Below are 26,394 nucleotides of genomic sequence, written 5' to 3'. Positions count from 1 at the left end.
TGCTCGGACTGGGCAAATGCCAGGCAAGAAACTTCACGGCACAGATCGCAAGCGTAACTCTCACCATCATACAATACAATATATTGTGTTATGCAAAGCGTTTTGATTCCTATGAAACTATAGGCGGACTCTTTGGAGAGGTAACAACAGGTACCGCCGAAATGACGATTGTGGACAAGATCTGGAATCTTATAGTTGAGGTAGTCACAGAAATTGCGGAGTAGGTTTCTGCGGACTATATGGAGTTAATGCATGCAGCCATTTCTGGGAACTCACATCTCCATCACATGTTCGTGCATGAATATGCGAAATTAGAAATACAAAAATTCACTTGCGAAAGTTGAGTTATTTCCATTAGGGCGTTAGAAGATAGGATAAGATATGAATTAAGTATTTTTAGTACGTATGTGCACAATTGGCCGTTGTGGGAATGCCGGTTAGTTCGTACCTTTGCAGCGGAAACCCACCCGAAGGCGGTCCACTGTTCTGCACGAAAATTCGTCCCTCAACGAGCGCTCATTTCTGAGGTGTCCTTACGAAAGCTAACAGCCCGTTTTCCTGAATCGGCGGATGTGGCAATGCTGCACGAATCTGGCTATATGACGTGCCTGCACGATTCTGATGTCCCTGTACGATCCCTCATTGCCCATCTGTCGAGGGCTTCCTTCTTCATATAGCGTTTGCCGTCGGATCATGATGAATCATGTCCCTACATATTCCCCATCTTCCTTGCGTGGCCGCAATAGGACGACACCTACAAAGGATCAATGTCCGTGAAAATCCGTGTCATCCGTTGCCCAAAAAATAATATCGTCCGATGCCCCGTGAACGCGCAGCCGGTTTTTATTTTGTTTTTTTGGTTTTCGTTAAAAAACAAGCCGCCACGGTGCAAACAATGATGTTTTTGTTTGCCCGTGGCGGTTTCGGAACATCAAGGATTATCGTATGAAGAGGAGCTCACGGTATTTCGGGAGCGTCCAGAGTTCATCGCTGACGATCATTTCGAGGTGGTCCACCTGATAGCGGATCTCCTCCATCTTTGTGGCGACGGTGTCGTGGTAGGCCACGGCCTTTGCGCGGGCATCGGCAATCTTGTTGGCGACCTTACGGGCGTTGACGAGTTCCTCGACACCCGTCTCGATCTTCTGCGTGCGCTCGGCGATCTCACGGATGAGCTTCTGGTTGCGGGACGTCAGTTCCTTACCCTCCTCACGGCCGAAGATGTCGATCATGGCCTCCACGTTCTTCGCCAACTGGCTCTGATAGTGTGTGGCAACAGGGATGATATGGTTCATGCTCAGATCTCCCATCACACGGGCCTCGATCTGGATTTTCTTCGTATACGTCTCCCATTTCACCTCGTTGCGGGCGGCGAGCTCGTTCTCCTTCATCACGCCCTCGCTCTCGAACATCTTGATACTGTCCTTGTCGAGATAACGGTCGAAGCAGACGGGGCAGCTGGCCTCACAGTCGAGGCCGCGGCGGGCCGCCTCTGCCTTCCACTCATCACTGTAGCCGTTGCCGTCGAAATGGATCGGCGCGGAGGTCTTGATATCCTCACGGATGATGTCGAGGATAGCACTGTTCTTCTCCTCACCCTTGGCGATAAGGGCGTCAACACGCTGTTTGAAGCTCGTCAGGGCCTCGGCGACGGCGGTGTTGAGCACGATCATGGCACTGGCGCAGTTGGCCTCAGAGCCGACGGCGCGGAACTCAAAGCGGTTGCCCGTGAAGGCGAAGGGGGACGTGCGGTTACGGTCGGTATTATCGATCATCAGTTCGGGGATCTCGGGGATATCGAGTTCCATGCCCTTCTTACCCTCGAGCTTGAAGAGGTCTTTCTTGTCGGCTTTCTCGATATGGTCGAGGAGATCGCTGAGCTGTTTGCCGAGGAAGGAGGAGATGATGGCGGGGGGAGCCTCGTTGGCACCGAGACGGTGGTCGTTGGTGGCACTCATCACGGAGGCTTTCAGCAGTCCGTTGTGCTTATAGACGGCCATGAGCGTCTCGACGATGAAGACGACGAAGCGGAGGTTGTCCTGCGGCGTCTTGCCACTCTTATAGAGGAGGATACCGTTGTCGGTACTCAGGCTCCAGTTGTTGTGCTTACCGGAGCCGTTGATGCCGTCGAAGGGCTTCTCATGGAGGAGGACGCGGAAGCCGTGCTTATGGGCGACTTTCTTCATCAGGCTCATCAGCAGCATGTTATGGTCTACGGCGAGGTTGCACTCCTCAAAGATCGGGGCAAGTTCGAACTGGCCCGGTGCCACCTCGTTGTGGCGCGTCTTACAAGGGATGCCGAGCTCGAGGGCCTGGATCTCGAGATCCTTCATGAAGGCCTGGACACGCTCGGGGATGGTACCGAAGTAGTGGTCGTCCATCTGCTGGTTCTTCGCGCTGCTGTGGCCCATGAGGGTACGGCCGGTGAGCACGAGGTCGGGGCGTGCGAAATAGAGGTCCTCATCGACGAGGAAATATTCCTGTTCCCAGCCGAGGTTGGCATGGACGCTCTGTACCTCGGGGTTGAAATAATGGCAGACATCGGTGGCGGCGACATTCACGGCATGGAGGGCACGGAGCAGCGGTGCCTTGTAGTCGAGGGCCTCACCGGTATAGGAGATGAAAATCGTGGGGATGCAGAGCGTGTCATCCATGATGAACACGGGGGAGGTGGGATCCCAGGCACTGTAGCCGCGGGCCTCGAAGGTGTTACGGATACCTCCGGAGGGGAAGGAGGAGGCGTCAGGCTCCTGCTGCATGAGGAGTTTTCCGCTGAATTCCTCGATCATGCCACCCTTGCCGTCATGCTCGACGAAGGCGTCGTGCTTCTCTGCCGTGCCTTCGGTCAGCGGCTGGAACCAGTGGGTATAGTGGGTCACGCCGTGTTCCATGGCCCACTGTTTCATGCCGTCGGCGACGGCATTGGCGATGGAACGGTCGAGACGGGCTCCGTGGTCGATGACCTCGATGAGCTGCTCATAGACATCGGCGGGAAGATACTTGTACATCTTCCGGCGGTTGAACACATACTTGGCGAAATACTCCGAAGGACGCTCCACGGGGGCGATCACTTCGAGGGGACGCTTCCTGGAAGCGGCCACAACACCATCAAATCTTAAGTTTCCCATAACGATTTCTTTTATCGGTTGTATTCTGCTTGCAAAAGTACAACAAAAAATGGAAATACGTTACAAATAGTTGATTTTTTTATCAAGATAAGATGATATTTGTTTCTTCCCTCATGTAGGGACATAATTTATTATGTTCCACCCCCCGCGATTCAACAAAAACCGTTGCGGTGTGGTCTGATAAAAACATGAAAAACAAAAATAAAACCGTAGCTATCGTTTTTTTGAAGAAAACCTTTTCGGGATATTTTTTTTGAAGAAAACAGAAAAAACAAGATAAAAACCGGCTGCGCATTCACGTGGCATCAGACGATATTGTTTCTTGGCAACGGAAGACACGGATTATCACGGACATTGATCCACCGTTAGGACGGCCACGAGGGCCGCCCTAACGGTGGGAAAAATGGTTTTATCTCATTTCATAATTAGATGCTTTTGAGCTAATTTTACGAGCTTGTATCTGATTGCCATTCGGATGAAATCTTCAGACTCACTCGCATCCAAGTTCTCTATGTTCAACCCACCAATGATTGGGGTTGATTGGTAGGTTATAGTGATACCGGCATGAGAAAGGATGGTTTCCGAACTTTTGTCTAATACGTCATATACTGTATCTGCATATGATAAAGAACGTATTTCTCCTACATTTAATAAGGCATAACCTACAGCAGTCCTATTTTTCCTATTAGGAATACGGCACATTTCCTCTTGCCAAGAAGAAATAGAAGTTCGTAAAACCGACAGATAGTCCTCATGGATTTGAATTCTAAGTTCAAAAGCCGCAGGTAAGAGTTTACCTTTATAGATCATTTTGGGAGAGAAAATGATCCTTGCAACATTCTCTTGATTGCCGATATACATTCTATTTCCGATTGATTTGTCTAATAATCTTCAGTAATGCCGGGACAGTGAATTTGATATGGTTTTGGCCGAGGATTTGTCCGTGATCATCATGGAAATATGAAAATTCCTTTTCAGCAAGATTGATCTGAGCATCTTTCTTCTCATTTTCAATCATGAGAGTTCCGTTAACCTCCGGAAAGATATTCCAGTCCGACAAGTCTTCCTCCGCACTCTTTCCAAGGAGTTGTATAAAGTTCTTTGATACCTTTTGAGACAGTGGACATGCTTCTGCATTGTCCCAACCCTTCTTGTAGCTCTGGAAAGTTGAGAGATCTTTTAAGAGTCTGACTGCCGTAGGAGATATGGCAGGAGATTGTTTTTTGGTCAATATGGCATCCTTGACCCCCTTTAAAGACAGAATCACCTTCTTTAAGCTTGGGACAAGTGCCTTATTATCTATTTGTATTACAAGTTCCGTCATATTTCGTTTTTACTGCAAATATACGTTTTCTTTTTCAAGATAACAAATTTTCCTTGGAATTTTTTTCTTGGTTTTCTTTTTCAAAGAGAGTATAAAAAAGACAGAGTAACAGATATAGCATATATGTGTATGATCTGTTACTCTGTCTTTCATTGACATATCATATTCTGTCTTTTTACCAGAACTTATTCTGTTCGGGGTTATATTCGAAACCGGCCGTGGCGAGCTTGTCCTCGAGCTGCTTGCGGTCTACCTGCATGTCATCGCAGAGTTCATCCAAATTCTTGTAATCGTCGCGCAACAGCATGTTGACGGCGCTGAAGAGGATCATCGGATCCTTGGGGAGTTTTTCCATAATTGCAATCTTTTTACTTGTCGGCTGCAAAGTTACGAAATTTCCACGAATCAATATAATAATAGGTGGAATTTAACAATCCGGCGGAGCATGATGAATCATGTCCCTACGGTGGGGAAAATACAAATAGGTGAAAATAGTGTTAGTATTCAGCAAAAAAAAGTCAATTGAATTGATTTAAATCAACTAATTTTGCAACCAAATAATACAACTAATAATTATCTATAAAACTAAAACTGTATGAATAAGTTATTTACACTAGCAGTCAGTGCACTGATGGTCATGAGCGCAATGACGGCCAACGCAAAGGAAGAGGTGACCCTGGGCGCTTGGTCTCCTTGGGACGCAACGACGTGTGCTGTCAGTGGCAATACCATCACGGCTTCTGCCGCCTGGGCCGGTGCCGGCAACAGGCTGGCCAATGGCGCGGAGGGTGTCGACTGGAGCGATGGCGACTATCTTGAGCTTGATCTCTCCAATGTGACCGGATCTTTCAACATCTCTGTGGATTATACCGATGGAAAGTTGGGTACGGACGGTAATCCGGTGAAAATTGACGGACAGTCTTCCAACGGCGCTTGTGGAGAGGGTGACGAGGTCGCCTTCGTCAAACTGAACCCGGATTATTATGACCAGGTGATCAACCTCTGGGTGCAGGCCCAGGCAGCCAACACCTCCATGACCGTCGACAAGGCCTATCTCGTTACCGAAGAGGAATACCAGGCCTATATCGCCAACAAGGCCGCCGGCGAACAGACCGCTTGGGAGGGTAGTCTGGATTTCGGTACAAGCTGGGGCGCCTCCACGCAGGTCGCCGCATCGAAATTTGCTACGGCACAGAGTGGTGCTGAGTTCACCTTCTATTATACGTGTAATGCCGATGCCGGTTATTCCCAGATTAAGATCATGGATTCCAGCTGGAACGCACTGAGCAGTGTCAAGGGCGTCAATCAGTGGGGCTGTGTGGATATCGCCGGCACGACCTCTTTCCATACCGTGCTGAGTGATGCCGACCTGGCTTCCGTACAGGCTGGCGGCATGGTCCTCTCCGGCTTCAATGCCACCCTGACGAAGATTACCGTGAAGAACGGCAGTACCACGGCCATACGCTCTATGAAGGCTGACCGGACGGCTAAGGGCGCCATGTATAATCTCGCCGGACAGCGCGTAGGCAAGGACTATAAGGGTATTGTCATCGTCAATGGCAAGAAACTGATGCGATAAATCACAATCAACAATAAACCAATCAATTTCAACAGACAAATGAAAAAGTTGACCACTTTATTCCTGCTGTTGTTCGCGACACTCACCATCACGGCGCAGACGACCCTCAAGGGTACCGTCGTCGATGGTGATGCCGGCAATGAGCCCATCATTGGAGCAACAGTACAGATACCCGGAGCAGGAACGGGATCGGTGACAGACCTCGATGGTAACTTCACCGTCAGCCTCCCTGCCGGGAAAACAAAAATCGTAGTCTCTTATGTAGGCTATAAGACGCAGACCATCGATGTACGGGGACGTTCGCAGATTAAGATCGTTATGCATACCGATGCCAAGACGATGGATGAAGTCGTCGTCGTCGGTTATGGTACGATGAAGAAGCGTGACCTCTCCGGCGCTATGGCACAGTTGAAAGGTGACGACCTGATGAAAGGCGGCGCCATTGACCTCGCCCATGGCATGCAGGGAAAGGTGGCCGGCGTCAACATCCAGCAGAGTGATGGTGCTCCGGGTGGCGGTATGAGTATCGTCGTCCGTGGTACCAACTCTTTCTCTACCTCCTCTCAGCCTCTGTACATCGTTGACGGCGTACCTTTCGAGACGGGCTCTACCCCGTCGAATGGTGGTACGACGAACGAGCAGACGAGTAACCCGCTGTCCATGATCAACCCGCATGACATCGAGAACATCGAAGTCCTCAAGGATGCTTCCGCTACGGCTATCTATGGTTCCCGTGGTGCCAACGGTGTCGTCATCATCACAACGAAGAAGGGTAAGACGGGCAAGCCGACCGTGAACCTCACGGCAACGATGGGCTTCTCGAAGATCGCGAAGAAAATCGACATGCTCGACCCCGTCACCTATGCTTATTATCAGAATGAGGAGTATGACAACGACCGCAAATACAGTGGTTCAAAGGTCACTACCGTGCCCTATCCAGGCACATGGGGCTATCAGTATTATAATGATGGCCATATCAACTACAACTCCGGTAAGTATACCGGTTCTCCTGAAGACTATGCTCATCCCGGTTGGTACTATGATGAGTATGGCAACGCCACCGAGCTCGGTGTCGCCGACTGGCAGGACGAGATCTTCCAGACCGCTTTCCAGCAGGACTACAACCTGAGTGTCAGCGGTGGTGACGACAAAGGCTACTATTCTTATTCCGGCAACTATACCAAGCAGGACGGTACCATCAAGAACTCCGGTTATGAGCGCTACTCCCTCCGTGCCAATATCTCCCGCCATATCTATAACTGGTTGGAGATCGGAACGAACCAGAGTTTCACCAACTCCACGACGAACTTTGCCAACACGCTGAGCTACAACACCGGTGTCGTACGCTCCGCGCTTATCTTCCCGCCGACCTATGGCCCGAACATGGATACCACGCAGGCCGACGATCTCAACTGGCTGGCTGCCAATCCTGCCGCTTATGTCAACAGCGCCAAGGATGAGCTCAACGCCATCAACTATTTCAGCAGCTCCTTCATGGAGGTCAAGCTCACCCCGTGGCTGAAGTTCCGTCAGAACCTCGGTCTGAGCTACAACGACTCCCACCGTGCTTCCTACTACGACCGCCACACCCAGGAGGGTAAGGCACCCGTCAACGGTAAGGCTTCTCATGCCTCCAATATCTGGAAGAGCCTCACGGCAGAGTCCCTCCTCACCTTCGACAAGAAATTCGGCCAGGCTCACGCCGTCAATGCCGTCCTCGGTTTCACCATTGAGGACTCCCACTGGATCAACAACAGTGAGACGGCCCAGAACTTCCCCGATGACCTGACGAAAGACAACGATATGAGCCGTGCCCTCGACAAGGCCGTCCTGGCCAGCGACAAGGGAACACAGCGCCTCGCCTCTTTCCTCGGACGTGTCAACTACACGCTCCTCGACAAATACCTCTTCACCGCCAGCCTCCGTTCGGATGGCTCCTCGAAGTTCACCGACAAGAACAAGTGGGCAACCTTCCTCTCCGGTGCCTTCGCCTGGCGTGCCAGTGAGGAGAAGTTCATCAAGGATCTCAATATCTTCAGCAACCTGAAGTTCCGTATGAGTTATGGTGAGACAGGTAACCAGGGTATCGGCAGCTACCGTACGCTGCCCCAGATGTCCGTGGCCAACTATCCGTTCAACGGCTCCATCAACTCCGGTGTCGCCATGGTCAACTGGCGTGGCCCCGTCGATGAGAATATCAAATGGGAGACCACGGCACAGTGGAATGCCGGTATCGACTTCGGCTGGTGGGACAACCGCCTGACGCTCACCGTCGACTACTATCACAAGAAGACCCGCGACCTGTTGCAGGAGGTGAAGATCGCCTCTTCCAACGGTTTCAGCAACAAGCTCACCAACAGTGGTAACGTCACCAATGAAGGTGTCGAGATCTCCCTTGGCGCGAATATCATCAATCAGAAAGACTGGAAGTGGAACCTCAATGGTAACATCTCCTGGAACAAGAATACCATCGGCGGTCTCAACGGCGACCAGTATGCCAACACGCTGTGGTATGGTGCCGACAATGTCTTCATCCAGCGCAACGGCTGCCCGATCGGCGCCATCTACGGTTATGTCGAGGATGGCTTCTACGATAACGAGGCAGAGGTTCGTGCTGATCCGCAGTATACCTACGCCACCGACGCTGTCGTGAAGTCTAAAATCGGTGAGATCAAGTATGCCGACCTCAACCACGATGGTAAGATCACCGAGGCCGACCGTACGATCATCGGTGATACGAACCCCGACTACACCTGGGGTCTGACGAACAATATCTCCTGGAAGAACCTCACGCTGAGCTTCCTCCTCCAAGGCTCACAGGGCAATGATGTCTTCAACGGTAACCTCATGGACATCAAGCTCGGTAATATCGGTAACATCACGCGTGATGCCTATGACCACCGCTGGACAGAGGACAACTACATGAATGCCCAGTGGCCGAAGGCTGCTTCCGGCTATGAGCGTAACTTCCTCGTCAGCAACCGCTATGTGGAGGATGGCAGCTATATCAAACTGAAGAATATCAGTCTGACCTACGACTGGAACCATCCGTTCCATATCTCCGGTCTCGACAAGCTGCAGTTCACCTTCACGGCCACGAATGTCTTCACCATTACCAACTACAGCTGGTATGATCCCGATGTCAACGCCTTCGGCTCTGACTCCAGCCGCCGTGGCGTCGATATCTACTCCTATCCTTCCAGCCGCACCTTCACGCTGAGCATCAATGCCATCTTCTAAGGTGTGGGGAAATAAGTTATCTATCAAACAGAAAAGACAATGAAATTCTATCATTATATCATTCCGGTACTCATCGCCGCAGGCACGCTCACGACGACCTCCTGCAACGACTGGCTTGAGGAGAAGCCGGAGAGTATGATCCAGCCGAAGAACGTGCCCGACACGGAGGATGGTGCCAACCAGCTCGTCACGGGTGTCTATAGTAACTGGCTCGACGATATGTTCCGCTGGAGTGAGTTCCCGCGTGTCCTCGAGCTCGACGCCGATTATATCTCCGGTCCCGACTGGCTCTTCGGTAATATGGGTTCCGGCAACTTCCAGGCTGAGCAGGCCCTCGACAAAATGTGGAAGGGCCCTTATAACCTCATCAACGACGCCAACCTCGCCGTACGTACCATCCAGGGCATGAGCATCGACGAGGCAGCGAAGAACAATGCCATCGGCGAGTGCTATTTCCAGGAGGCTTTTGCTTACTTCCTCCTCGTCCGCGCCTATGGCCCGATCCCTTATATGGCTACTGATGTCAGTGCCAGTGGTGAGTTCCATCACGCCCGCCGTCCTGTCGCCGAGATCTACGACCATATCATCGACCTGCTGACCAAAGCCTCGGAGATGATGTACAAGCGCAGTGACAAGAACTACAAGGCCGGACATGTCAGTGCCGGCTCCGCCGCCGGTCTGCTGGCCAAGGTCTATGCCACGATGGCCTCCGCTGCCATGCCGGCAGGAACGGAGATCACCGTCCGCACCGGTGAGCCTTACCGTACGGCTACTGATGTCAACGGCAATGAGGTGAAGCTCTACCGCACAGCCTCTGCTGAGGTATTCAAGAAGCAGGCGGTCGCCGGTTATGAGAACATGGACTCCAAGGCACTCTATGAGAAGGCTGCCGAATGGGCCAAGAAGGTCATCGACGGTGAGTATGGCGCTTATGAGCTCTCTTCCTATGCCAACCTCTGGAGCCGCCAGCACCGCACGGACTCCGAGATGATGTGGGGCGTGGAGTCCACGTCGGGTGATGCCACCTATCAGACCGCAGTTCACACCTACTATTCCGGCTACAAGAAGGCACAGGGCAGTCAGTTCCTGAATTCCGGTGGTTGGATCGGATGCAGCAACAACTGGTATCAGCTCTTCGACGACCAGGATCTGCGTATCGTCAAGGGTGTACGCCATGTATGGCGCTACTACTATCAGGAGGACTACAATGGTGCCTTCTACTATCCGCAGTCGTGGAGCGGCAAGGTGACCGGTAAGGATGCCCTCGGCAACGACTATCCCGGCGGACAGGACAAGGTCTATAAGGATATGGGTTACAACTTCCAGTATAACACCTCTTCCGAGTGCCTCGCCTTCACGACGAAATATGATGATGTCAGCAATGATGCCATCACCAATCCCGACAGCTACTGGCCGTTCCTGCGTTATGCTGACGTGCTGCTGATCTACGCTGAGGCAGAGAACGAGCTCGGCAACCAGAGTGAGGCTATGACCTATCTCAATATGGTCCGCAAGCGCAGCAATGCCACCCTGATGACCACACCGGCCAGCCAGACGAGCATGCGCAGCATCATCCTCGAGGAGCGTGCCAAGGAGTTCGCCTGTGAGGGTGACCGTCGCTGGGACCTCATCCGCTGGGGTATCTATCTCCAGGCCATGAATGCCATCGGCGGACGTGACGACTCGAATATCAACAAGAGCCGTACGGAGCGTAACCTCCTCTATCCGATTCCGGTGGATGAGATCAATACCAATGACTCCATCAACAGCAACAACCCCGGTTGGAACTAAGTATATTCTGATTCTCCCTCTCCCCGGAGAGGGGAATCTCAACGATCAAACTATTCATCATCATGATTAAGAATAAACTGAAATATATGGCGCTCGCTGCCGCCCTCGTCCTCACGGCCAGCTGCAGCGATGTCGTCGACTACAGTCTCCCCGACCGTTACAGCAACAACGGCGCACCGGAGATCAGCGGCATCTATGACATCAGTGATTCCGGTTATGTGAATCCCCTGAATAAGGGTGTCCTCAACGAGATGATCCGTATCAAAGGAGCTAATCTCGCCAATGCCAAGCATGTCACCTTCAATGGTCTTGAGGTGAAGCCTTCACAGATCTATGCCGAGAGTGGTGTCAGCTATCTCCGTATACCCCGTGCGATCCCCGAGAAGGTCACCGATACCCTCGTCTATGAGACCAATGAAGGTGTGGCCAAATACTATTTCCCCGTGGATATCCCCGAGCTGAAGCTCGACGGCCTGGCTAATGAGTTCGCCTATCCCGGCAGTCGTGTACAGTTGGAGGGTGACTATTTCGACCTCTTCGGCTTCAATGACACCACAGCCACAAGTACGGCTTCCATCGTGATCCGTAACGCAGAGGCCGGCTATGAGAAGACGATCCACTGCGACAGCTGTTCGGAGGCCTACACGAGTATCACGATTCCGAAAGACTGTCCCGACAACTCCCTCATCACCTTCTCTTGGCAGATGATGGGTCAGACAAAGACGAAGACCATCGCCTACCGTATGACGAAAGACCTGCTCTTCGACTTCTCCGGCGATGTGGGCTGGTGGAACGACTGGGGTAAGGGCCTCGTACAGGATGGCTCCGACAAGACGGGACCGCAGTCCCTCGGCTATAAGTTCCTGCGGATCACCGGTACTTATGATGCCTGGAGCTGGAACTCCACGGGATTTGGCTGCAACTGGTCGAACGATGATGCTGCCGCACATCCCGAGAACTATGTCCTGAAGTTCGAGATCTGGTCCAACACAAAGCACCCGTTCTATGACGAGGGTGACAATGGTCCCCTCGGCGCCAATAAGAATGGTGGTTATCTGATCACGTTCAACGGTGCTTCCAGCCGTCATCAGTTCGATCCCTACGGACAGTATAATATTCGCAATACCAATGGCGAGTGGCGTACGGTCAGTATCCCGCTGAAGGATGTTCTCAATGGTTTCACACCGAGCGGATGGGTGGCTCTGGAGCTCGTCTTGCAGCCGAATACCTCTGATGCCTGGGATGTGGACCATGCCTTCGGACAGTTCCGTGTAGAGCCCGCTAATTATTAATTCTCAACAGTAATGACAATGAAAAAGATCATGATAGCATCCCTGGCGCTGGCGGCCCTCTCCCTCGCTGCCTGCTCCAGTGATGACAACGACTACCGGGAAGCCCGCCATTTCGATGACACGATAGTGCCGTCTGTCGTGTCGGTATCCCCGGAGGACAACAGCACCGATATCGACACCATCGAGAATGTCGTCATCACCTACAGTAAGCCGGTGACCCTGACGCCCCATCGTACCGTGCGTATCTATACCAACGACAGTACCTATTATTATGCTGCCGACAGTACGGTGACCTGTGAGGGCAACCAGGTCACGATCAATGTGAACGCTCAGCCGGCACAGTATTATAAGATCGAGGTGATGAAGCCGACGGTCCGTGACAGCAGTTACAACTTCGCCGAGGACTACTCCTTCTCTTTCCAGACGAAGGTATACAACATGTTTGACGCGACGAAGTTCAATATCACGCCTGACCTCGTCAACGCCAATGCCACGGCAGAGACGAAGGCCCTCTACAGCTACCTCGTCAGCCAGTTCGGCAAGACGGTCCTCTCCGCGGCTACGGCTAACAATGCCGGTATGAACCACGACATGGCCGACTATATCTACCAGGCCAGTGGCAAGTATCCTGCCATCAACACCTACGACTTCATCCAGTTTATCCACAGCAAGCCGCTGAATCCAACCAATTGGATGGACTATACGAACACGCAGGAGGAAGAGGACTGGCACAACGCCGGTGGTATCGTCTCCTTCATGTGGCACTGGGTCGTTCCGAAGACGAAGGCACAGGAGAGTGATTACGATAAGGGCTATACCTTCAAGGCTGACGAGACCGACTGGGATGCCAAGCAGGCAACCCGTACGGGTACGTGGCAGCATACCCATGCCATGCGTGACATTGATATCATCGCCGACTATCTCCTCGCCCTGCAGCAGAAGGGTATCGCCGTTATCTGGCGTCCGCTTCATGAGGCTTCCGGTAACATCTACAACTACGACAATGGTCAGCCCTGGTTCTGGTGGGGCAAAGGTGGTGCCGCCAACTTCAAGAAACTCTGGAGAATGGTCTTCAATGAGTTCAAGGCCAAGGGCGTGAACAACGTCATCTGGGTATGGACTTCTGAGGGCAATGATAAGAACTTCTATCCCGGTGATAACTATGTGGATATCATCGCCTATGACTATTACGAGAATAACAAGAGCCTCTATCATTCCTCTGCCGCCGATAAGTTCGAGGCATTACGCGAGATGACGGGAGGAAAGAAGATCATCACCATGGCAGAGTGCGGTGCCATGCCGTCTGTCAAGAGTATGATGGAGAAGGGCACTGTATGGAGCTGGGTCATGCCTTGGTATGGTGACTATACCACGGGTGGAGATATCAACTCCAAGGAGTTCTTCAACAGTTGGATGAACTCCAAGTTTGTTGTCACTCGTGATCAAGTGAACTATTAATTTTTGCTCATCGATTTACCCCAAAGGCCGTAAGTAGTGATACTTGCGGCCTTTTTTTGTCCCTTAGATGCTTTTTCTCAACTTTTTTGCTTAACTTTGCGGCAAAATAGCTAACATATACCTATGGAACGAAAAGTATTACACGAGATCCCTCCTGTGCAGGATGGTGTCTTTCTCTATATTGCTGACCGTCATAAGTCTGCTTTCGATTATCCTATTCACAATCATGAGATCTTCGAACTCAACTTCGTGGAGAATGCCAAAGGCGTGAATCGCATTGTCGGAGACAGTACGGAGACCATCGGCGATTATGACCTCGTACTCATCACCGCCCCTAACCTCGAACATTGTTGGGAGCAGGGCGATTGTACGTCGAAGGATATCCGTGAGATCACCATTCAGTTCTATCTCAACTTCAATTCCAATGACGGGCTCCTTCAGAGCCATTCTTTCGAGACGATCCGGAAAATGTTCGACCGGGCACGCTGTGGTCTCGCCTTTCCTCTTCATGCTATCATGAAAGTTTATAACAAACTTGATACGATCTCACAGATAGAGGACCGGTTCTATGCCGCCCAGCAGTTCTTCGACATTCTCTATGTGCTCTCCCGTTGTGACGGAGCCCGTGAGCTGTCATCTTCTTCTTTCGCCCGTACCGTCGCAGAGAGTGACAGCCGCAGGATCTTGAAGGTCAAACAGTATATTGATGAGCATTATGCTGACGATATCCGTTTGGAGCAACTTGCTGAAATGGTGAACATGACACCAACGGCTTTCAGCCGCTATTTCAAGAAGCGTACGGCAAAGACCTTGCGGGAGTACATCATTGATATTCGTCTCGGCTTCGCTATCCGTAAACTCGTCGACTCCACGGATGCCGTCAGTGAGATTTGCTATGACTGTGGCTTTAACACCCTGAGCAATTTCAACCGTCTCTTCAAGGAGCGGAAAGGCTGCAATCCTACGGAATTCCGGGATAAATTCCAAAAGCGCCGTGTTATTTTTTAAGATATAGCTTATCTTTATAGAATTAAGGTAATCTTTAGCAAAAAAAAGTCAGTATCTCTTGCGGTTTTCATGTAACTTTGCAAACAATAAAACCAAAACCGCAAGATATACTGACTAATGAATTCAATAAGGACCATACTCACTTCGTCCCTCTTGCTCCTTACGGCGACCACCGTGAGCGCATGGTCGGGGCAGATCAAAGTGTCGACGCCACATATGGCGATGTATCTTCATGCCCATGAGGGTGAGGATCTCCGCCTCGATTATATGGGTGCCACTAGTGCCTCCTCTCTGGAGTTGGAGGAGAGTGGTGATGCTCTGCAGGCTGCTGCCATACCCGCTTTCGGCACTGCAGACATGACATGGTTGCCGGCACTGCAGGTAGAGCATGCCAACGGCGACCTGAATCTTGAGCTCGTCGTCGACAAGGTCAGTACGTCTTCCGACGCAAACAGCAAGACGACTATTATTACGATGAAGGACAAACTTCAGCCCTTCACACTCCGAATCTTCTATAAAGCTTTTCAGAACGCAGATGTCATCGAGACATGGACCGAGATCTCCCATCATGAGAAGGGAGCCGTCCGTCTGCGCCGCTATGACTCCGGTCATATCGTTATTCCACAAGGCGACGTATGGCTGACCCATCTCCATGGCACTTGGTCGGCAGAGATGATGCCCGTCAACGAGCGCCTCGCCCCGGGTATCACGGAGATCAAGAATACCGATGGTACCCGTAATGCCCATCTCGATGCTCCCGAGATCATGCTCTCCCTTGACGGCGAGCCCAACGAACATACCGGTCGTGCCATCGGCGCTGCCCTCTGCTGGGGTGGCAACTACGATATCCGTGTCTCCACCATGGAGAATAAAATGCATCATCTCTATGCCGGCATCGATCCACAGTCCTCACAGTATGTCCTCGATCCCGGAAAGACTTTTACGACACCACCATTGGCATTGACCTATTCTGAAGAAGGAATGGGCGGTGTGAGTCGTAACTTCCACCGGTGGGCGCGTCATGACGGGATGGTTCATGATGGTACGGGCGTGCGCCCGATTCTCCTGAACTCTTGGGAGGGTATCTATTTCGACATCACTGAGGAACGGATTCTGAAGATGATGGACGATATCAAGTCCATGGGCGGTGAGCTCTTCGTGATGGATGACGGCTGGTTCGGCCGGAAATATGAGCGCAACACCGATAATGCTGCCCTCGGTGACTGGGTCGTCGATACGAAGAAACTGCCGCACGGCCTGAAGGCTCTCACCGACGGTGCCCGTGAGCGTGGCATCAAGTTCGGCATCTGGCTCGAGCCGGAGATGACGAACACGAAGAGTGAGCTCTTCGAGCAACATCCCGACTGGGCCTTGCAGGTCAAGGGACGGGAACTGAAGAAAGGCCGTGGAGGCACGCAGCTCGTCCTTGACCTCACGAATCCGAAAGTACAAGACTTTGTATACCGCACCATCGACAACCTCCTTACGGCAAATCCCGATATCGCCTATATCAAGTGGGACGCCAATGCGCCGATACAGAACTATGGATCCACCTATGAGCCTGCCGACCGCCAGGACAATATCTATGTAGACTATCATCTTGGTCTGCAGAAAGTACTGCAGCGCATCCGTAAGAAATATCCTAAGCTGATCATGCAGGACTGTGCCAGTGGTGGCGGCCGTGCCAACTACGGTATCCTGCCTTATTTCGACGAGATGTGGGTCAGTGACAACAACGACCCGCTCCAGCGTGTCTTCATCCAGTGGGGCACAAGCTATTTCTTCCCGGCCAATGTGATGGCACAGCATATCGCTACTTCACCTTATTATAATACAGGGCGTGTCACGCCGATCAAGTTCCGCTGTGATGTGGCGATGAGCGGCCGCCTCGGTATGGAGCTGCAGCCGAGCAAGATGACGGAGGAAGAACGGCGCCAGGCCACCACGGCCATCAACGACTATAAGGCGCTCAGACAGACCGTTCAGCAGGGTAACCGCTATCGTCTCGTCGATCCCTATACTCATCCGGTAGCCGTTCTGATGGATGTCGATGACTCCCGGAGTCATGCCGTCCTCTTTGCCTATCGCGTGCGCTATCTCTATAATGATGTCGTTCCGCGTGTCCGTCTTCAGGGCCTTGACCCTGCTGCCTCCTATACGCTTCATGAGCGTGACGTGAAGGATGGCGAGAAATCCTGCAGCCTTGACGGCAAGACCTTCTCCGGCCGCTTCCTCATGGACGTGGGCCTCGACATCCCTCTTCAGAAGGATTACGCTTCCCGCGTCTTCGAGCTCACCCGCTGAGAACAATCGTTTGGCTCTTCTCCTTTCCCTGCGTGGCCGCAACAGGGCGGCCACCTACTATTGCGAGCTATAGAAGTCTATTGTGAGCTATCGCTATCTATTGTGATCAATAAAAAACTAAAGAAATAACAAGTTATGACCGATTTTGAATTACGTGTAAACCGCCTCCGCAACCATCATGAGGCTCTCCTCCGTTGCCCTAACATCCCCGAGGAATTTGGCAACGGTATCTATACCCGTTACCAGTATCCTATCCTCACCGCCGAGCATACGCCCCTGGAATGGCGCTATGACTTCGACGAGAAGGATAATCCCTATCTCATGCAGCGCATCATGATGAATGCCACGTTGAACAGTGGCGCCATCAAATGGCATGACAAATATGTCCTCGTCGTCCGTGTCGAGGGTGCTGACCGCAAGAGCTTCTTCGCTGTTGCCGAGTCGCCCAATGGTATCGACAACTTCCGTTTCTGGCCCGAGCCCATCACCATGCCCGAGGATACCATCCCCGCCACGAATATCTACGATATGCGCCTCACGGCCCATGAGGATGGTTGGATCTACGGCATCTTCTGTGCTGAGCGTCATGATGACAGTCAGCCCGGCGATCTCTCCGCAGCAACGGCCACAGCCGCTATCGCCCGTACGAAAGATCTCATCCATTGGGACCGTCTGCCCGACCTGAAGAGCAAGAGCCAGCAGCGTAACGTCGTCCTCCATCCGGAGTTCGTCGATGGTAAGTATGCCCTCTATACCCGTCCGCAGGATGGCTTCATCGATGCCGGCAGTGGTGGTGGCATCGGCTGGGCTCTCGTCGATGATATCACGCATGCTGAGGTAAAAGAGGAGAAGATCATCAACCTCCGCCATTATCACACCATCATGGAGGTGAAGAACGGCGAAGGTCCTCATCCGATCAAGACCCCGAAAGGCTGGCTGCATCTCGCCCACGGCGTACGCGGCTGTGCCAGTGGTCTGCGCTATGTATTATATATGTATATGACGGCCCTCGACGATCCTACCCGTGTCATCGCCCAGCCCGGCGGTTACTTCCTCGTTCCTCAGGGTGGCGAGTATATCGGTGATGTGATGAATGTCGTCTTCGCCAATGGCTGGATCGCTGATCCCGATGGTAAGGTATTCATCTATTATGCTTCTTCCGATACACGCATGCATGTCGCTACGAGTACGATTGATAAGCTCGTGGACTACTGCATGAACACGCCGGCCGACGGGTATGCCACCGGTAAGAGCGTGGAGACGATCAACAAGCTCATTGAGAAAAACCGTAAGACGCTGAATAAGTAATTGACCATGTGGGTGCGTGGCTGCAACAGGATGGCTGCGCACCCATATTAGAATAGGATATAACATGTCAAAAATCAAATTATCTGAGAAGATTGGCTATGCTCTGGGTGATGCCGCCGCCGGTGGTATCACATGGAAGATCATGTCCATCGCCTTTCCGTTGTTCTTTACCAATGTCTTCGGACTGACCTTCTACGATGCCGCCGTGCTGATGCTCGTGGCACGTCTCATTGACGTATTCATCGATCCCATTATCGGTGTCATCGCTGACCGTACGCAGAGCCGCTGGGGAACCTACCGGCCGTGGGTGATCTTCGGCTCCATCCCTCTGGGTGTCATCTTCGCCTTACTCCTCTATACCCCTGATCTCGGGCCGGTGGCGAAGCGTGTCTATGCCTATTTCTTCTATATCCTGATGATGCTCGTCTACTCCCTCGTCAATGTGCCTTTCGGTTCCCTCCTGGGCGTGATGACGGATGATGACAATGAGAAGAACCAGTTTTCTGCCTTCCGTATGGTAGGTGCCTATGCCATGGGGTTCATCACCCTGCTGTCCTTCCCTTATCTGCAGAAATTCGTCGGTGGCAGTGACCAACATCAGTATGCCGTCCTCGGTGTCTTCTTCGGCGCCCTCGCCACAGCGGGAACGCTCGCTTGCGGATTGTTGACGAAAGAACGTCTGAAACCCGTCCGTGCGGAGAAGTTCTCGGGCATGCAGTTTGTCGACCTCGTGAAGAACAAGCCGTGGATCATGATGACCCTTACGGCGGTGTGTACGAACTTCTTCAATGGTTTCCGTTATGCTGTCGCCGGATATATGTTCTCCTATTGTATGGGTGGAGATATCACGGTAGGCAAGCTCATCATCAACTATACGGTCTTTATGGCCTTCGGTGAGGTGACGTGTATGCTCTTCGGTGGTCTGTCGCCGATCTGTACGAAATGGCTCGGCTCGAAGCGTAAGACCTTTATCTTTGCCGCCTTCATCTGCTTCGTCACCTCTATTCTCTTCTTCTTCATTCCGATGAAGCCGGCATATATCTGGGTGATGATCGGTGTGACGATCCTGACGTCTGCTGGTGTGGGTATCTATTCGCCGCTGTTGTGGTCCATGTATGCTGATGTCGCCGATTATGCTACGAAGAAGAATGGTACGTCCTCTACAGGTCTGATCTTCTCCTCCGGCACAATGGCACAGAAGTTCGGTACCGCCATCTCCGGTTCCCTCATCGCCATGTTCCTCGGTCTTGCCGGCGCTCACATGATCACCGATCAGTTTGGTAACCCGACGATAGATCCGGCATCCATTACCAGTTCTGTGCTGACGATGGTATGGGCACTGTTCTCCCTCTTCCCGGCTTTCTTCGCCCTGATCATGATGTTGTTGTGCTATCTTTATCCGATTAAGAAATAATGGTGGAACATGATGAATCATGTCCCTACAAAATAATAAAAACCTATGAGCAATCTCCAACAAATGAAAGCAGAAGTGAAGGATGTGTTGGAAAACAACATCCTTCGCTATTGGATCGACAAAGTCACCGACCATGAGAATGGTGGCTTCTATGGTCGTGTTGACGGCCATGATCAGGTCCATCCCTCGGCAGAGAAGGGAGCTATCCTCAACGCCCGTATTCTCTGGGCCTTCTCCGCCGCTTATCGTGTCCTCCGCAAGGCAGAGTATCTGGAGGCTGCCACCCGCGCCCGTGACTATATCCTTGACCATTTCATAGACAAAGAAGAGGGCGGTGTGTACTGGAGCCTCGACTACAAGGGTAATCCTTTGGATACGAAGAAGCAGACGTATGCCATCGGTTTTACTATCTACGGTCTCTCCGAATATGCGCGGGCCACAGTCGACAAGCATGCTCTTCATGCTGCCATCGGTCTCTATCATGACATTGAGGACCATGCTTTCGATGCCGGGCATAACGGTTATATTGAGGCCCTTACACGTGACTGGCAGCCCATTGCCGACATGCGCCTGAGTGATAAGGATGAAAATGGCTCCCGAACGATGAATACGCATCTGCATATCATCGAGCCTTATACGAACCTCTATCGCGTTTGGCCTAATGAGGAGCTGAAGGCCGATATCCTCAACCTCCTTGATATCTTCACCGGTCCGCTTCATAATCCGAAGACGAATCATCTTGATCTATTCTTCAATGACAATTGGCAGGGCAAACGGAATATTCAGAGTTATGGTCATGACATTGAGGCCGTATGGCTCCTCCATGAGGCAGCCCTCGTCCTCGGCGACAAGGACGTGCTTCATGACATTGAGGAGTTTATCCGACCCCTCGCCGCTGCCGCCGATGAGGGGCTGCAGCCTGATGGCAGCATGATCTACGAGCGGTGGACGGATACAGAGCGCGTGGATCGCCAGCGCCAGTGGTGGGTGCAGTGTGAGAGTGTCATCGGACATCTCGATCTCTATCAGTATTTCGGCGATGAACAGGCTCTGGAGCGTTCCCTGCGTTGTTGGGAATATACGAAAGAGCATCTCATCGACCATCAGAACGGGGAGTGGCACTGGGCAGTCCTCGGTGATGGATCGCTGAATCTTGAGGACGACAAGGCCGGCTTCTGGAAATGTCCGTATCACAACAGCCGCATGTGCCTGGAAGTGATGGAACGATAAAAATCTAAATCAATGCAGAAAATTACTTTACTTTTGGCTGCCCTGACTTTAGGGACAGCCGCACAGGCGAAGATCGTATTGCCCGATCTCGTCAGTGACAATATGGTGTTGCAACAGCAGACGGACGCCCGCCTGTGGGGTAAGGCGACACCGAAGGCAACGATAGAGGTCTCTGACTCCTGGAGTGGTGGCAAGGCGCAGGTCACGGTCGCCAAGGACTCCACATGGCTTTTGACGGTGAAGACACCGAAGGGTACTTTTGATCCGCAGACCCTCACCGTCACCGAAAAGGATGCCGAGGGTACTGTCACGGATACGAAGACGCTCAGCAACGTCCTCATCGGTGAGGTGTGGTATGCCGGCGGACAGAGTAATATGGAGATGCCACTGAATGGCTTCTGGAACTGCCCCATCAAGGACTCCAACGAGGAGATCGCTACCTCTGGCGAATGGGCCGGAAAAATCCGTATGGCTACGGTGCCGAAGACGGGTAACACGCAGCCGCAGGAATGGGTCTCCGGTTGTCAGTGGAAAGTACCCAGTCCTGCCACGGCAGGCAATATGAGTGCTACGGCATGGTATTTCGCGCAGATGATGGAACGCGTGCTGCAGGTGCCCGTTGGTATTCTCACCGTCGCCTGGGGTGGCAGTAGTGTCGAAGGCTGGACACCGCGTGAGATTCTGAATACTTACAAGGAGATTGACTTGAAGAAAGAGCTCAAGCGTGGCTGGAACGGCAGATGGTGGGAGTGGTATACGCCGCTCATCATGTACAATGGCATGCTTCATCCCGTCCGTCATTACACGATCCGTGGCTTCATCTGGTATCAGGGTGAGGCCAATGTCGGCAAGCCCGACTATGTGTCGCGCATGAAGACAATGATCAACGTGTTCCGTAAGGAGTTTGGCAGTACTGCCGCCGAACTGCCGTTCTATCTCACGGAGATTGCCCCGTGGGCCGGTTATGGCGACAGTGACAGTGCACCGCTGCTCCGTGATGGCCAGCATCAGGTAGGCCGAGAGGTGGAGAACAGTGGTTGTATCTGTACCAATGACCTTGTGGAACCTTATGAATATAACCAGATCCATCCGCATGAGAAACGGCAGGTGGGTTATCGGCTGGCTTACATGGCGCTGAACAAGACGTATGGATTCAAGGATATCAAGACGGACTATCCGGAGTATGACCACAGTGTCGTACGTCACGATAGTATCCAGGTGTTCTTCAAGAATAGTGAGGATGGTCTTACGCCCCTCAATGATATCAAGGGCTTTGAGATCGCCGGTGCTGACGGTAAGTTCTATCCTGCTACAGCTACGGTAGACCAAAATACGCGCACAGTCTTCGTCACTGCCAAAGCAGTGAAAGCCCCTGTGCAGGTACGCTACGGCTATAAGGCTTTCCTCCCCGGAAATCTCAAGGGCAGCCGTAATCTCCCCGTTATTCCCTTCGCGGCAAAAAGCCACTGATATTTACTCCAACTCCTCCCCAGAGGGGGCTTACGATGGCCCCTCCTGGAGAGGAGTTGGCGTTTGAACGGCGTGCCGTTGTGTGCTTGCGCTTTGCAAGCGCAAGGGAGTGAATTATATTTCTTTTCCTTTTGAGAAGAGATCATAGACGAGGGCCTCGAGCTCGGGGAGCGTCATCTGCTCCACGACCTTCTCGATCTTCGTGATGAGTTCTGTCCTCCGGTATTCCTGGTCATTCTCCAGACGGGAGGTAAATCGGTTTGTTGACATACACTTATTTCTTTCGTCCGAAGTCGGCGGGAATCTCGCCCCATTTCTTCGTCTCCCATTTCAGAATCGGTGTGGTGACGGTATGCGTGCGCAGCCAGTTCTCGGCCCTTGCGATGATATTGTAGAGCTCTGCCGTACGCGGAGACCGTTCGAGCTTCGTCTTACACTGTTTCTTCTTCACCCATAGGGCGGCGTTGACACTGTCGGAATAGATCACCTTGTCGGTGATGCCTCGCTGCTGCATGAGAGCGAGGGCATGAACGATGGCGAGAAATTCCCCGATATTGTTCGTGCCGAAGACAGGTCCGAAATGAAACACGCGCTCTCCCGTTGCCAAGTCCACGCATTGGTATTCCATCTGTCCCGGATTGCCCGAGCAACCGGCATCGACGGCCCATGCGTTGGCGTTTACTTCTATAGGCAAAGGGAGAACGGTATCATGTCTGTAATCGGGTGGGTTCTGGAGGTCTAATTGCATCATTTTGATCCTTCGTAGGGGCGGCTTACATTCTCTCCGGCACTTCGATGCCCAGGAGCTCCATGCCGTTCTTGATCGTCTTGGCGACATTACGGGCCAGGACGAGGCGGAAGGACTTCTCGGCATCCGTGTCGGCATTGAGGATGCTGTAGTCGTGATAGAACTGGTTGAAGAGTTTCGTCAGCTCATAACAGTAGTTGGCGATCCCGGCAGGGTTGTAATTCTGTCCGGCATCGGCGACGGCAAATTTGAACTCATCCATCTTCTGAATCAGTTCCACCTCTTTCTCGTTGGGCTGGTAGCCGTCGGCAGCCTTTAGGCTCTCTGCACCCTTCGCCGGTTCATTGTCAATACCGCTCTTGCGCATGATGGAACGGATACGGGCATAGGTATACTGGATGAAAGGACCTGTGTTACCATTGAAGTCGATAGACTCTGCCGGGTTGAAGAGCATGTTCTTACGGGCGTCAACCTTCAGAATGAAATATTTTAGGGCACCGAGACCGACGATACGGGCAATCTCAGCCTTCTCGTCCTCACTCATATCCTTGAACTTCCCAAGCTCGTCACTCGTCTTACGGGCATCACTGATCATCTGAGCGATGAGGTCATCGGCATCGACGACGGTACCTTCACGACTCTTCATCTTTCCATTTGGCAGCTCGACCATACCATAGGAGAAATGTACGAGGTCTTTGCCCCATTTGAAGCCGAGGCGGTCGAGGAGGATGGAGAGTACCTGGAAGTGGTAGTTCTGTTCATTACCGACTACATAGATCATCTTGTCGATAGGATAGTCGTTGAAACGCATCTCCGCCGTACCGATATCCTGCGTCATATAAACAGAGGTACCGTCAGCACGCAACAGCAGTTTCTGATCGAGGCCCTCCTTCGTAAGGTCTGCCCATACGCTGCCGTCGTCCTTACGGAAGAAGAGGCCCTTCTTCAGACCCTCTTCCACCTTCCGCTTTCCTTCGAGGTAGGTGTTGCTCTCATAGTAGATTTTGTCGAAGCTGACGCCGAGGGCCTTATAGGTCTCATCGAAACCCTTATACACCCAGGAGTTCATCTTCTTCCACAGGGCGCGGACCTCGGGATCGTTATGCTCCCATTTCACGAGCATGGCGTGGGCTTCCTTGATCAGCGGCGCCTCATTCTTGGCCTTCTCCTCGGCATCCTTCTCCTCCATGCCCTCTGCGATATATTTAGCCTCGAGTTCCTTGCACTCTTCCTTGTAGTGCTTGTCGAAAGCCACGTAGAAGTCACCGATGAGATGGTCACCCTTCTTGTGGGCTGTCTCCGGTGTCACGCCGTTGCCCCATTTCAGCCAGGCGAGCATCGACTTGCAGATATGGATGCCACGGTCGTTGACAATATTCGTCTTGATGACCTTGTTGCCGTTGGCCTCCATGATCTTCGACAATGACCAGCCGAGGAGGTTGTTACGGACATGACCGAGGTGCAGCGGCTTGTTCGTGTTCGGAGAAGAATATTCGATCATCACAAGGGGAGAATCCTTCGTAGCGGCCTTCTCACCGTAACGGGGATCATCATCGATGGCACTGAGCAGATCCTTCCAGGCCTCGGGAGCGATGACGAGATTCAGGAATCCCTTCACCACATTATAGGAGGCAACAGCCGGGCAGTGCTCCTGGAGATAATGGCCGATGGCCTCGGCCGTCTCCTCGGGCTTCTGATGGGAGAGGCGGAGAAAGGGGAAGACAACGAGGGTCAGGTTACCCTCAAACGTACTCTTGGTCTTTTGGAGCTGCACCTGTTTGGCGGGTACCTCCTGGCCATACAACTCCTTGATGGCAGCGATGACACTACTGCCGATCTGATCTTCTATTTGCATAATTATTTCGTTTTTATTTTCTTCCTTGGACTTTTGTTTGCAAAGGTACAAAAAATATTTGGTACACATAAAAATAAGTTGTATCTTTGCAGCAAAAACTATCATTTAACGCGAAAAGAATGAACGATTTAAAGAAAGCTTTCGCCTCCAAGCTGTTAGGCATCAAGGCCATCAAACTGCAACCCAACGACCCCTTCACATGGGCCAGTGGCTGGAAGTCTCCTATCTATACGGATAACCGCATTGCGTTGTCCTATCCTGACGTACGCTCCTATGTGAAGCTGGAGCTCTGTCATGCCATCCTCGAGAACTTCCCCGAGGCAACGGCTGTCGCCGGTGTCGCCACGGGAGCCATCGCCCAGGGTGCCCTCGTTGCCGATGAACTGCAGCTCCCTTATGCCTATGTTCGTCCGAAGCCGAAGGATCATGGCACGAAGAACCAGATAGAGGGTCGTCTGCCCGAAGGCAGTAAGGTCGTTGTTGTCGAGGACTTGATCTCTACGGGTAGCAGTTCCCTGAAGGCTGTTGCCGCTCTCCGTGCCGCCGGTTTTGAGGTTGTCGGTATGGTGGCCAGCTACACCTATGGCTTCCCCGTTGCTGAACAGGCCTTCGAGGAGGCCGGCGTGAAGCTCATCACCCTCGGTGATTATGCCCATACCATTGAGATTGCCGCCGAGACGGGCTATGTCTCCAAGGATGACCTCGAGGTCCTCCATGAGTGGCGCAAGAACCCCGGTGAGTGGAAAAAGTAGGGACATGATTTATCATGTTCCGTCCTAACTGGGAAAAATATTATCATTATGACAACATTTGAAAGTCCGATCAAGGTCATTGCGGCACCGCAGGAACGCGTCTATGCCATGCTCTCTGATCTGAGTAATATCGAGAAGGTACGCGACCGTATCCCCGAGGATAAGGCGAAGGGGCTGTCTTTCGATGCCGACTCGATGTCTATCGATAGTCCTGCCGGTGCCATCACGCTGCGTATCGTCAACCGCGAGGCTCCGAAGATGATCAAGTTTGAGACGGCGCAGAGCCCGCTGCCCTTCAATTTCTGGATCCAGCTCCTCCCCGTGACTACGGAGAGCTGTAAGATGAAGCTCACCATCAAGGCCGAGCTGAATCCGTTTATCAAGGGCATGGTCTCGAAGCCGCTCCAGGAGGCCCTCGACAAGATCGCTGAGGCCATCGCCGGCATTCCCTTCTGACATTTGCTGCCCCTTTTCAATCCATCAAAAGAAATAC

The 26,394-nt window shown here is 52.3% G+C and carries 20 protein-coding genes and 1 pseudogene; 14 read left to right on the top strand and 7 right to left on the bottom strand.

From position 1 onward, the window contains the following. Positions 1 to 224: pseudogene (locus tag G604_RS15580) on the top strand (IS4 family transposase); the annotation flags it as partial. A 714-nt stretch (positions 225 to 938) separates the two neighbouring features. On the opposite strand, the gene G604_RS0111080 reads toward G604_RS15580, so the two are convergent. From G604_RS0111080 to G604_RS0111065, 4 genes are all read right to left on the bottom strand, one after another. Beyond that, positions 939 to 3,128 (bottom strand): glutamine synthetase III, encoded by a 2,190-nt coding sequence (locus G604_RS0111080; protein ID WP_028910622.1) that lies wholly within the window; start codon positions 3,126 to 3,128, stop codon positions 939 to 941. Between the two features lie 414 nt (positions 3,129 to 3,542). After that, positions 3,543 to 3,989, bottom strand: coding sequence for a hypothetical protein (locus G604_RS0111075; RefSeq protein ID WP_028910621.1), 447 nt, complete (start codon positions 3,987 to 3,989; stop codon positions 3,543 to 3,545). A gap of 1 nt (position 3,990) precedes the next feature. After that, positions 3,991 to 4,452 carry a hypothetical protein gene (locus G604_RS0111070; protein ID WP_028910620.1) on the bottom strand — a complete coding sequence of 154 codons (462 nt, stop codon included), beginning with the start codon at positions 4,450 to 4,452 and terminating at the stop codon, positions 3,991 to 3,993. 175 nt (positions 4,453 to 4,627) lie between these two features. Next, positions 4,628 to 4,807 carry a DUF4250 domain-containing protein gene (locus G604_RS0111065; protein ID WP_028910619.1) on the bottom strand — a complete coding sequence of 60 codons (180 nt, stop codon included), beginning with the start codon at positions 4,805 to 4,807 and terminating at the stop codon, positions 4,628 to 4,630. Between the two features lie 240 nt (positions 4,808 to 5,047). Here G604_RS0111065 and G604_RS0111060 point away from each other — a divergent pair, with 240 nt between their 5' ends. The 11 genes from G604_RS0111060 (at position 5,048) to G604_RS0111010 (ending at position 22,546) form a co-directional block, all read left to right on the top strand. Then, positions 5,048 to 6,031 (top strand): hypothetical protein, encoded by a 984-nt coding sequence (locus G604_RS0111060; protein ID WP_155941934.1) that lies wholly within the window; start codon positions 5,048 to 5,050, stop codon positions 6,029 to 6,031. A 39-nt stretch (positions 6,032 to 6,070) separates the two neighbouring features. Next, a complete protein-coding gene (locus G604_RS0111055; protein ID WP_028910617.1) occupies positions 6,071 to 9,271 on the top strand; it encodes a SusC/RagA family TonB-linked outer membrane protein in 3,201 nt (1,066 codons plus the stop codon). A 39-nt stretch (positions 9,272 to 9,310) separates the two neighbouring features. Then, positions 9,311 to 11,062: a RagB/SusD family nutrient uptake outer membrane protein gene (locus G604_RS0111050; RefSeq protein ID WP_028910616.1), complete on the top strand. Its 1,752-nt coding sequence runs from the start codon at positions 9,311 to 9,313 to the stop codon at positions 11,060 to 11,062. Positions 11,063 to 11,124: 62 nt separating this feature from the next. After that, positions 11,125 to 12,354: a glycan-binding surface protein gene (locus G604_RS0111045; RefSeq protein WP_028910615.1), complete on the top strand. Its 1,230-nt coding sequence runs from the start codon at positions 11,125 to 11,127 to the stop codon at positions 12,352 to 12,354. An 18-nt stretch (positions 12,355 to 12,372) separates the two neighbouring features. After that, positions 12,373 to 13,812: a glycosyl hydrolase gene (locus tag G604_RS14845; protein WP_196801126.1), complete on the top strand. Its 1,440-nt coding sequence runs from the start codon at positions 12,373 to 12,375 to the stop codon at positions 13,810 to 13,812. 123 nt (positions 13,813 to 13,935) lie between these two features. Further along, a complete protein-coding gene (locus G604_RS0111035) occupies positions 13,936 to 14,820 on the top strand; it encodes a helix-turn-helix domain-containing protein (RefSeq protein WP_028910614.1) in 885 nt (294 codons plus the stop codon). A gap of 117 nt (positions 14,821 to 14,937) precedes the next feature. Continuing rightward, positions 14,938 to 17,124, top strand: coding sequence for an alpha-galactosidase (locus tag G604_RS0111030; RefSeq protein ID WP_028910613.1), 2,187 nt, complete (start codon positions 14,938 to 14,940; stop codon positions 17,122 to 17,124). 135 nt (positions 17,125 to 17,259) lie between these two features. Beyond that, on the top strand, positions 17,260 to 18,432 hold the full coding sequence (locus G604_RS0111025) for a glycosidase (protein ID WP_028910612.1): 1,173 nt from the start codon (positions 17,260 to 17,262) through the stop codon (positions 18,430 to 18,432). A 64-nt stretch (positions 18,433 to 18,496) separates the two neighbouring features. Beyond that, entirely contained in the window at positions 18,497 to 19,846 is a 1,350-nt protein-coding gene (locus G604_RS0111020) for an MFS transporter (protein WP_036905491.1), read from the top strand. A 45-nt stretch (positions 19,847 to 19,891) separates the two neighbouring features. Further along, positions 19,892 to 21,076 (top strand): AGE family epimerase/isomerase, encoded by a 1,185-nt coding sequence (locus G604_RS0111015; protein ID WP_028910610.1) that lies wholly within the window; start codon positions 19,892 to 19,894, stop codon positions 21,074 to 21,076. A 12-nt stretch (positions 21,077 to 21,088) separates the two neighbouring features. Next, positions 21,089 to 22,546: a sialate O-acetylesterase gene (locus G604_RS0111010; RefSeq protein WP_028910609.1), complete on the top strand. Its 1,458-nt coding sequence runs from the start codon at positions 21,089 to 21,091 to the stop codon at positions 22,544 to 22,546. Positions 22,547 to 22,660: 114 nt separating this feature from the next. Here the strand turns inward: G604_RS0111010 and G604_RS15410 are convergent, their stop codons facing one another. Genes G604_RS15410 through argS form a run of 3 tightly spaced genes read right to left on the bottom strand, consistent with a single transcriptional unit; the run spans position 22,661 to position 25,149 of the window. Beyond that, positions 22,661 to 22,816 (bottom strand): hypothetical protein, encoded by a 156-nt coding sequence (locus G604_RS15410; protein ID WP_196801125.1) that lies wholly within the window; start codon positions 22,814 to 22,816, stop codon positions 22,661 to 22,663. Positions 22,817 to 22,820: 4 nt separating this feature from the next. Further along, the gene (locus G604_RS0111000) at positions 22,821 to 23,294 is read right to left on the bottom strand and encodes an RNase H family protein (protein WP_036905506.1); all 474 of its coding nucleotides are present in this window, start codon (positions 23,292 to 23,294) and stop codon (positions 22,821 to 22,823) included. 25 nt (positions 23,295 to 23,319) lie between these two features. Further along, a complete protein-coding gene (gene argS, locus G604_RS0110995) occupies positions 23,320 to 25,149 on the bottom strand; it encodes an arginine--tRNA ligase (RefSeq protein ID WP_028910607.1) in 1,830 nt (609 codons plus the stop codon). 119 nt (positions 25,150 to 25,268) lie between these two features. Here argS and pyrE point away from each other — a divergent pair, with 119 nt between their 5' ends. Both pyrE and G604_RS0110985 read left to right on the top strand, forming a co-directional pair. Then, entirely contained in the window at positions 25,269 to 25,901 is a 633-nt protein-coding gene (pyrE, locus tag G604_RS0110990) for an orotate phosphoribosyltransferase (protein WP_028910606.1), read from the top strand. A gap of 48 nt (positions 25,902 to 25,949) precedes the next feature. After that, on the top strand, positions 25,950 to 26,357 hold the full coding sequence (locus G604_RS0110985; RefSeq protein ID WP_028910605.1) for a polyketide cyclase: 408 nt from the start codon (positions 25,950 to 25,952) through the stop codon (positions 26,355 to 26,357). The last annotated feature ends 37 nt before the right edge of the window (positions 26,358 to 26,394 follow it).

It is taken from the genome of Prevotella sp. AGR2160, assembly GCF_000424185.1.
Taxonomy (GTDB): domain Bacteria; phylum Bacteroidota; class Bacteroidia; order Bacteroidales; family Bacteroidaceae; genus Prevotella.
Note: the sequence above shows the minus strand (reverse complement) of the source record. Positions and strands in the feature narration are given on the sequence as shown.

Coding starts and splice junctions, on each gene's coding strand:
- G604_RS0111055 (WP_028910617.1), top strand. CDS start 6,071: ATGAAAAAGTTGACCACTTTATTCCTGCTGTTGTTCGCGACACTCACC.
- G604_RS0111000 (WP_036905506.1), bottom strand. CDS start 23,294: ATGCAATTAGACCTCCAGAACCCACCCGATTACAGACATGATACCGTT.
- G604_RS0111060 (WP_155941934.1), top strand. CDS start 5,048: ATGAATAAGTTATTTACACTAGCAGTCAGTGCACTGATGGTCATGAGC.
- G604_RS0111030 (WP_028910613.1), top strand. CDS start 14,938: ATGAATTCAATAAGGACCATACTCACTTCGTCCCTCTTGCTCCTTACG.
- G604_RS0111075 (WP_028910621.1), bottom strand. CDS start 3,989: ATGTATATCGGCAATCAAGAGAATGTTGCAAGGATCATTTTCTCTCCC.
- G604_RS0111010 (WP_028910609.1), top strand. CDS start 21,089: ATGCAGAAAATTACTTTACTTTTGGCTGCCCTGACTTTAGGGACAGCC.
- G604_RS0111050 (WP_028910616.1), top strand. CDS start 9,311: ATGAAATTCTATCATTATATCATTCCGGTACTCATCGCCGCAGGCACG.
- G604_RS0111045 (WP_028910615.1), top strand. CDS start 11,125: ATGATTAAGAATAAACTGAAATATATGGCGCTCGCTGCCGCCCTCGTC.
- G604_RS0111035 (WP_028910614.1), top strand. CDS start 13,936: ATGGAACGAAAAGTATTACACGAGATCCCTCCTGTGCAGGATGGTGTC.
- G604_RS15410 (WP_196801125.1), bottom strand. CDS start 22,816: ATGTCAACAAACCGATTTACCTCCCGTCTGGAGAATGACCAGGAATAC.
- pyrE (WP_028910606.1), top strand. CDS start 25,269: ATGAACGATTTAAAGAAAGCTTTCGCCTCCAAGCTGTTAGGCATCAAG.
- G604_RS0110985 (WP_028910605.1), top strand. CDS start 25,950: ATGACAACATTTGAAAGTCCGATCAAGGTCATTGCGGCACCGCAGGAA.
- G604_RS0111080 (WP_028910622.1), bottom strand. CDS start 3,128: ATGGGAAACTTAAGATTTGATGGTGTTGTGGCCGCTTCCAGGAAGCGT.
- G604_RS0111015 (WP_028910610.1), top strand. CDS start 19,892: ATGAGCAATCTCCAACAAATGAAAGCAGAAGTGAAGGATGTGTTGGAA.
- G604_RS0111025 (WP_028910612.1), top strand. CDS start 17,260: ATGACCGATTTTGAATTACGTGTAAACCGCCTCCGCAACCATCATGAG.
- G604_RS0111020 (WP_036905491.1), top strand. CDS start 18,497: ATGTCAAAAATCAAATTATCTGAGAAGATTGGCTATGCTCTGGGTGAT.
- argS (WP_028910607.1), bottom strand. CDS start 25,149: ATGCAAATAGAAGATCAGATCGGCAGTAGTGTCATCGCTGCCATCAAG.
- G604_RS0111070 (WP_028910620.1), bottom strand. CDS start 4,452: ATGACGGAACTTGTAATACAAATAGATAATAAGGCACTTGTCCCAAGC.
- G604_RS0111065 (WP_028910619.1), bottom strand. CDS start 4,807: ATGGAAAAACTCCCCAAGGATCCGATGATCCTCTTCAGCGCCGTCAAC.
- G604_RS14845 (WP_196801126.1), top strand. CDS start 12,373: ATGAAAAAGATCATGATAGCATCCCTGGCGCTGGCGGCCCTCTCCCTC.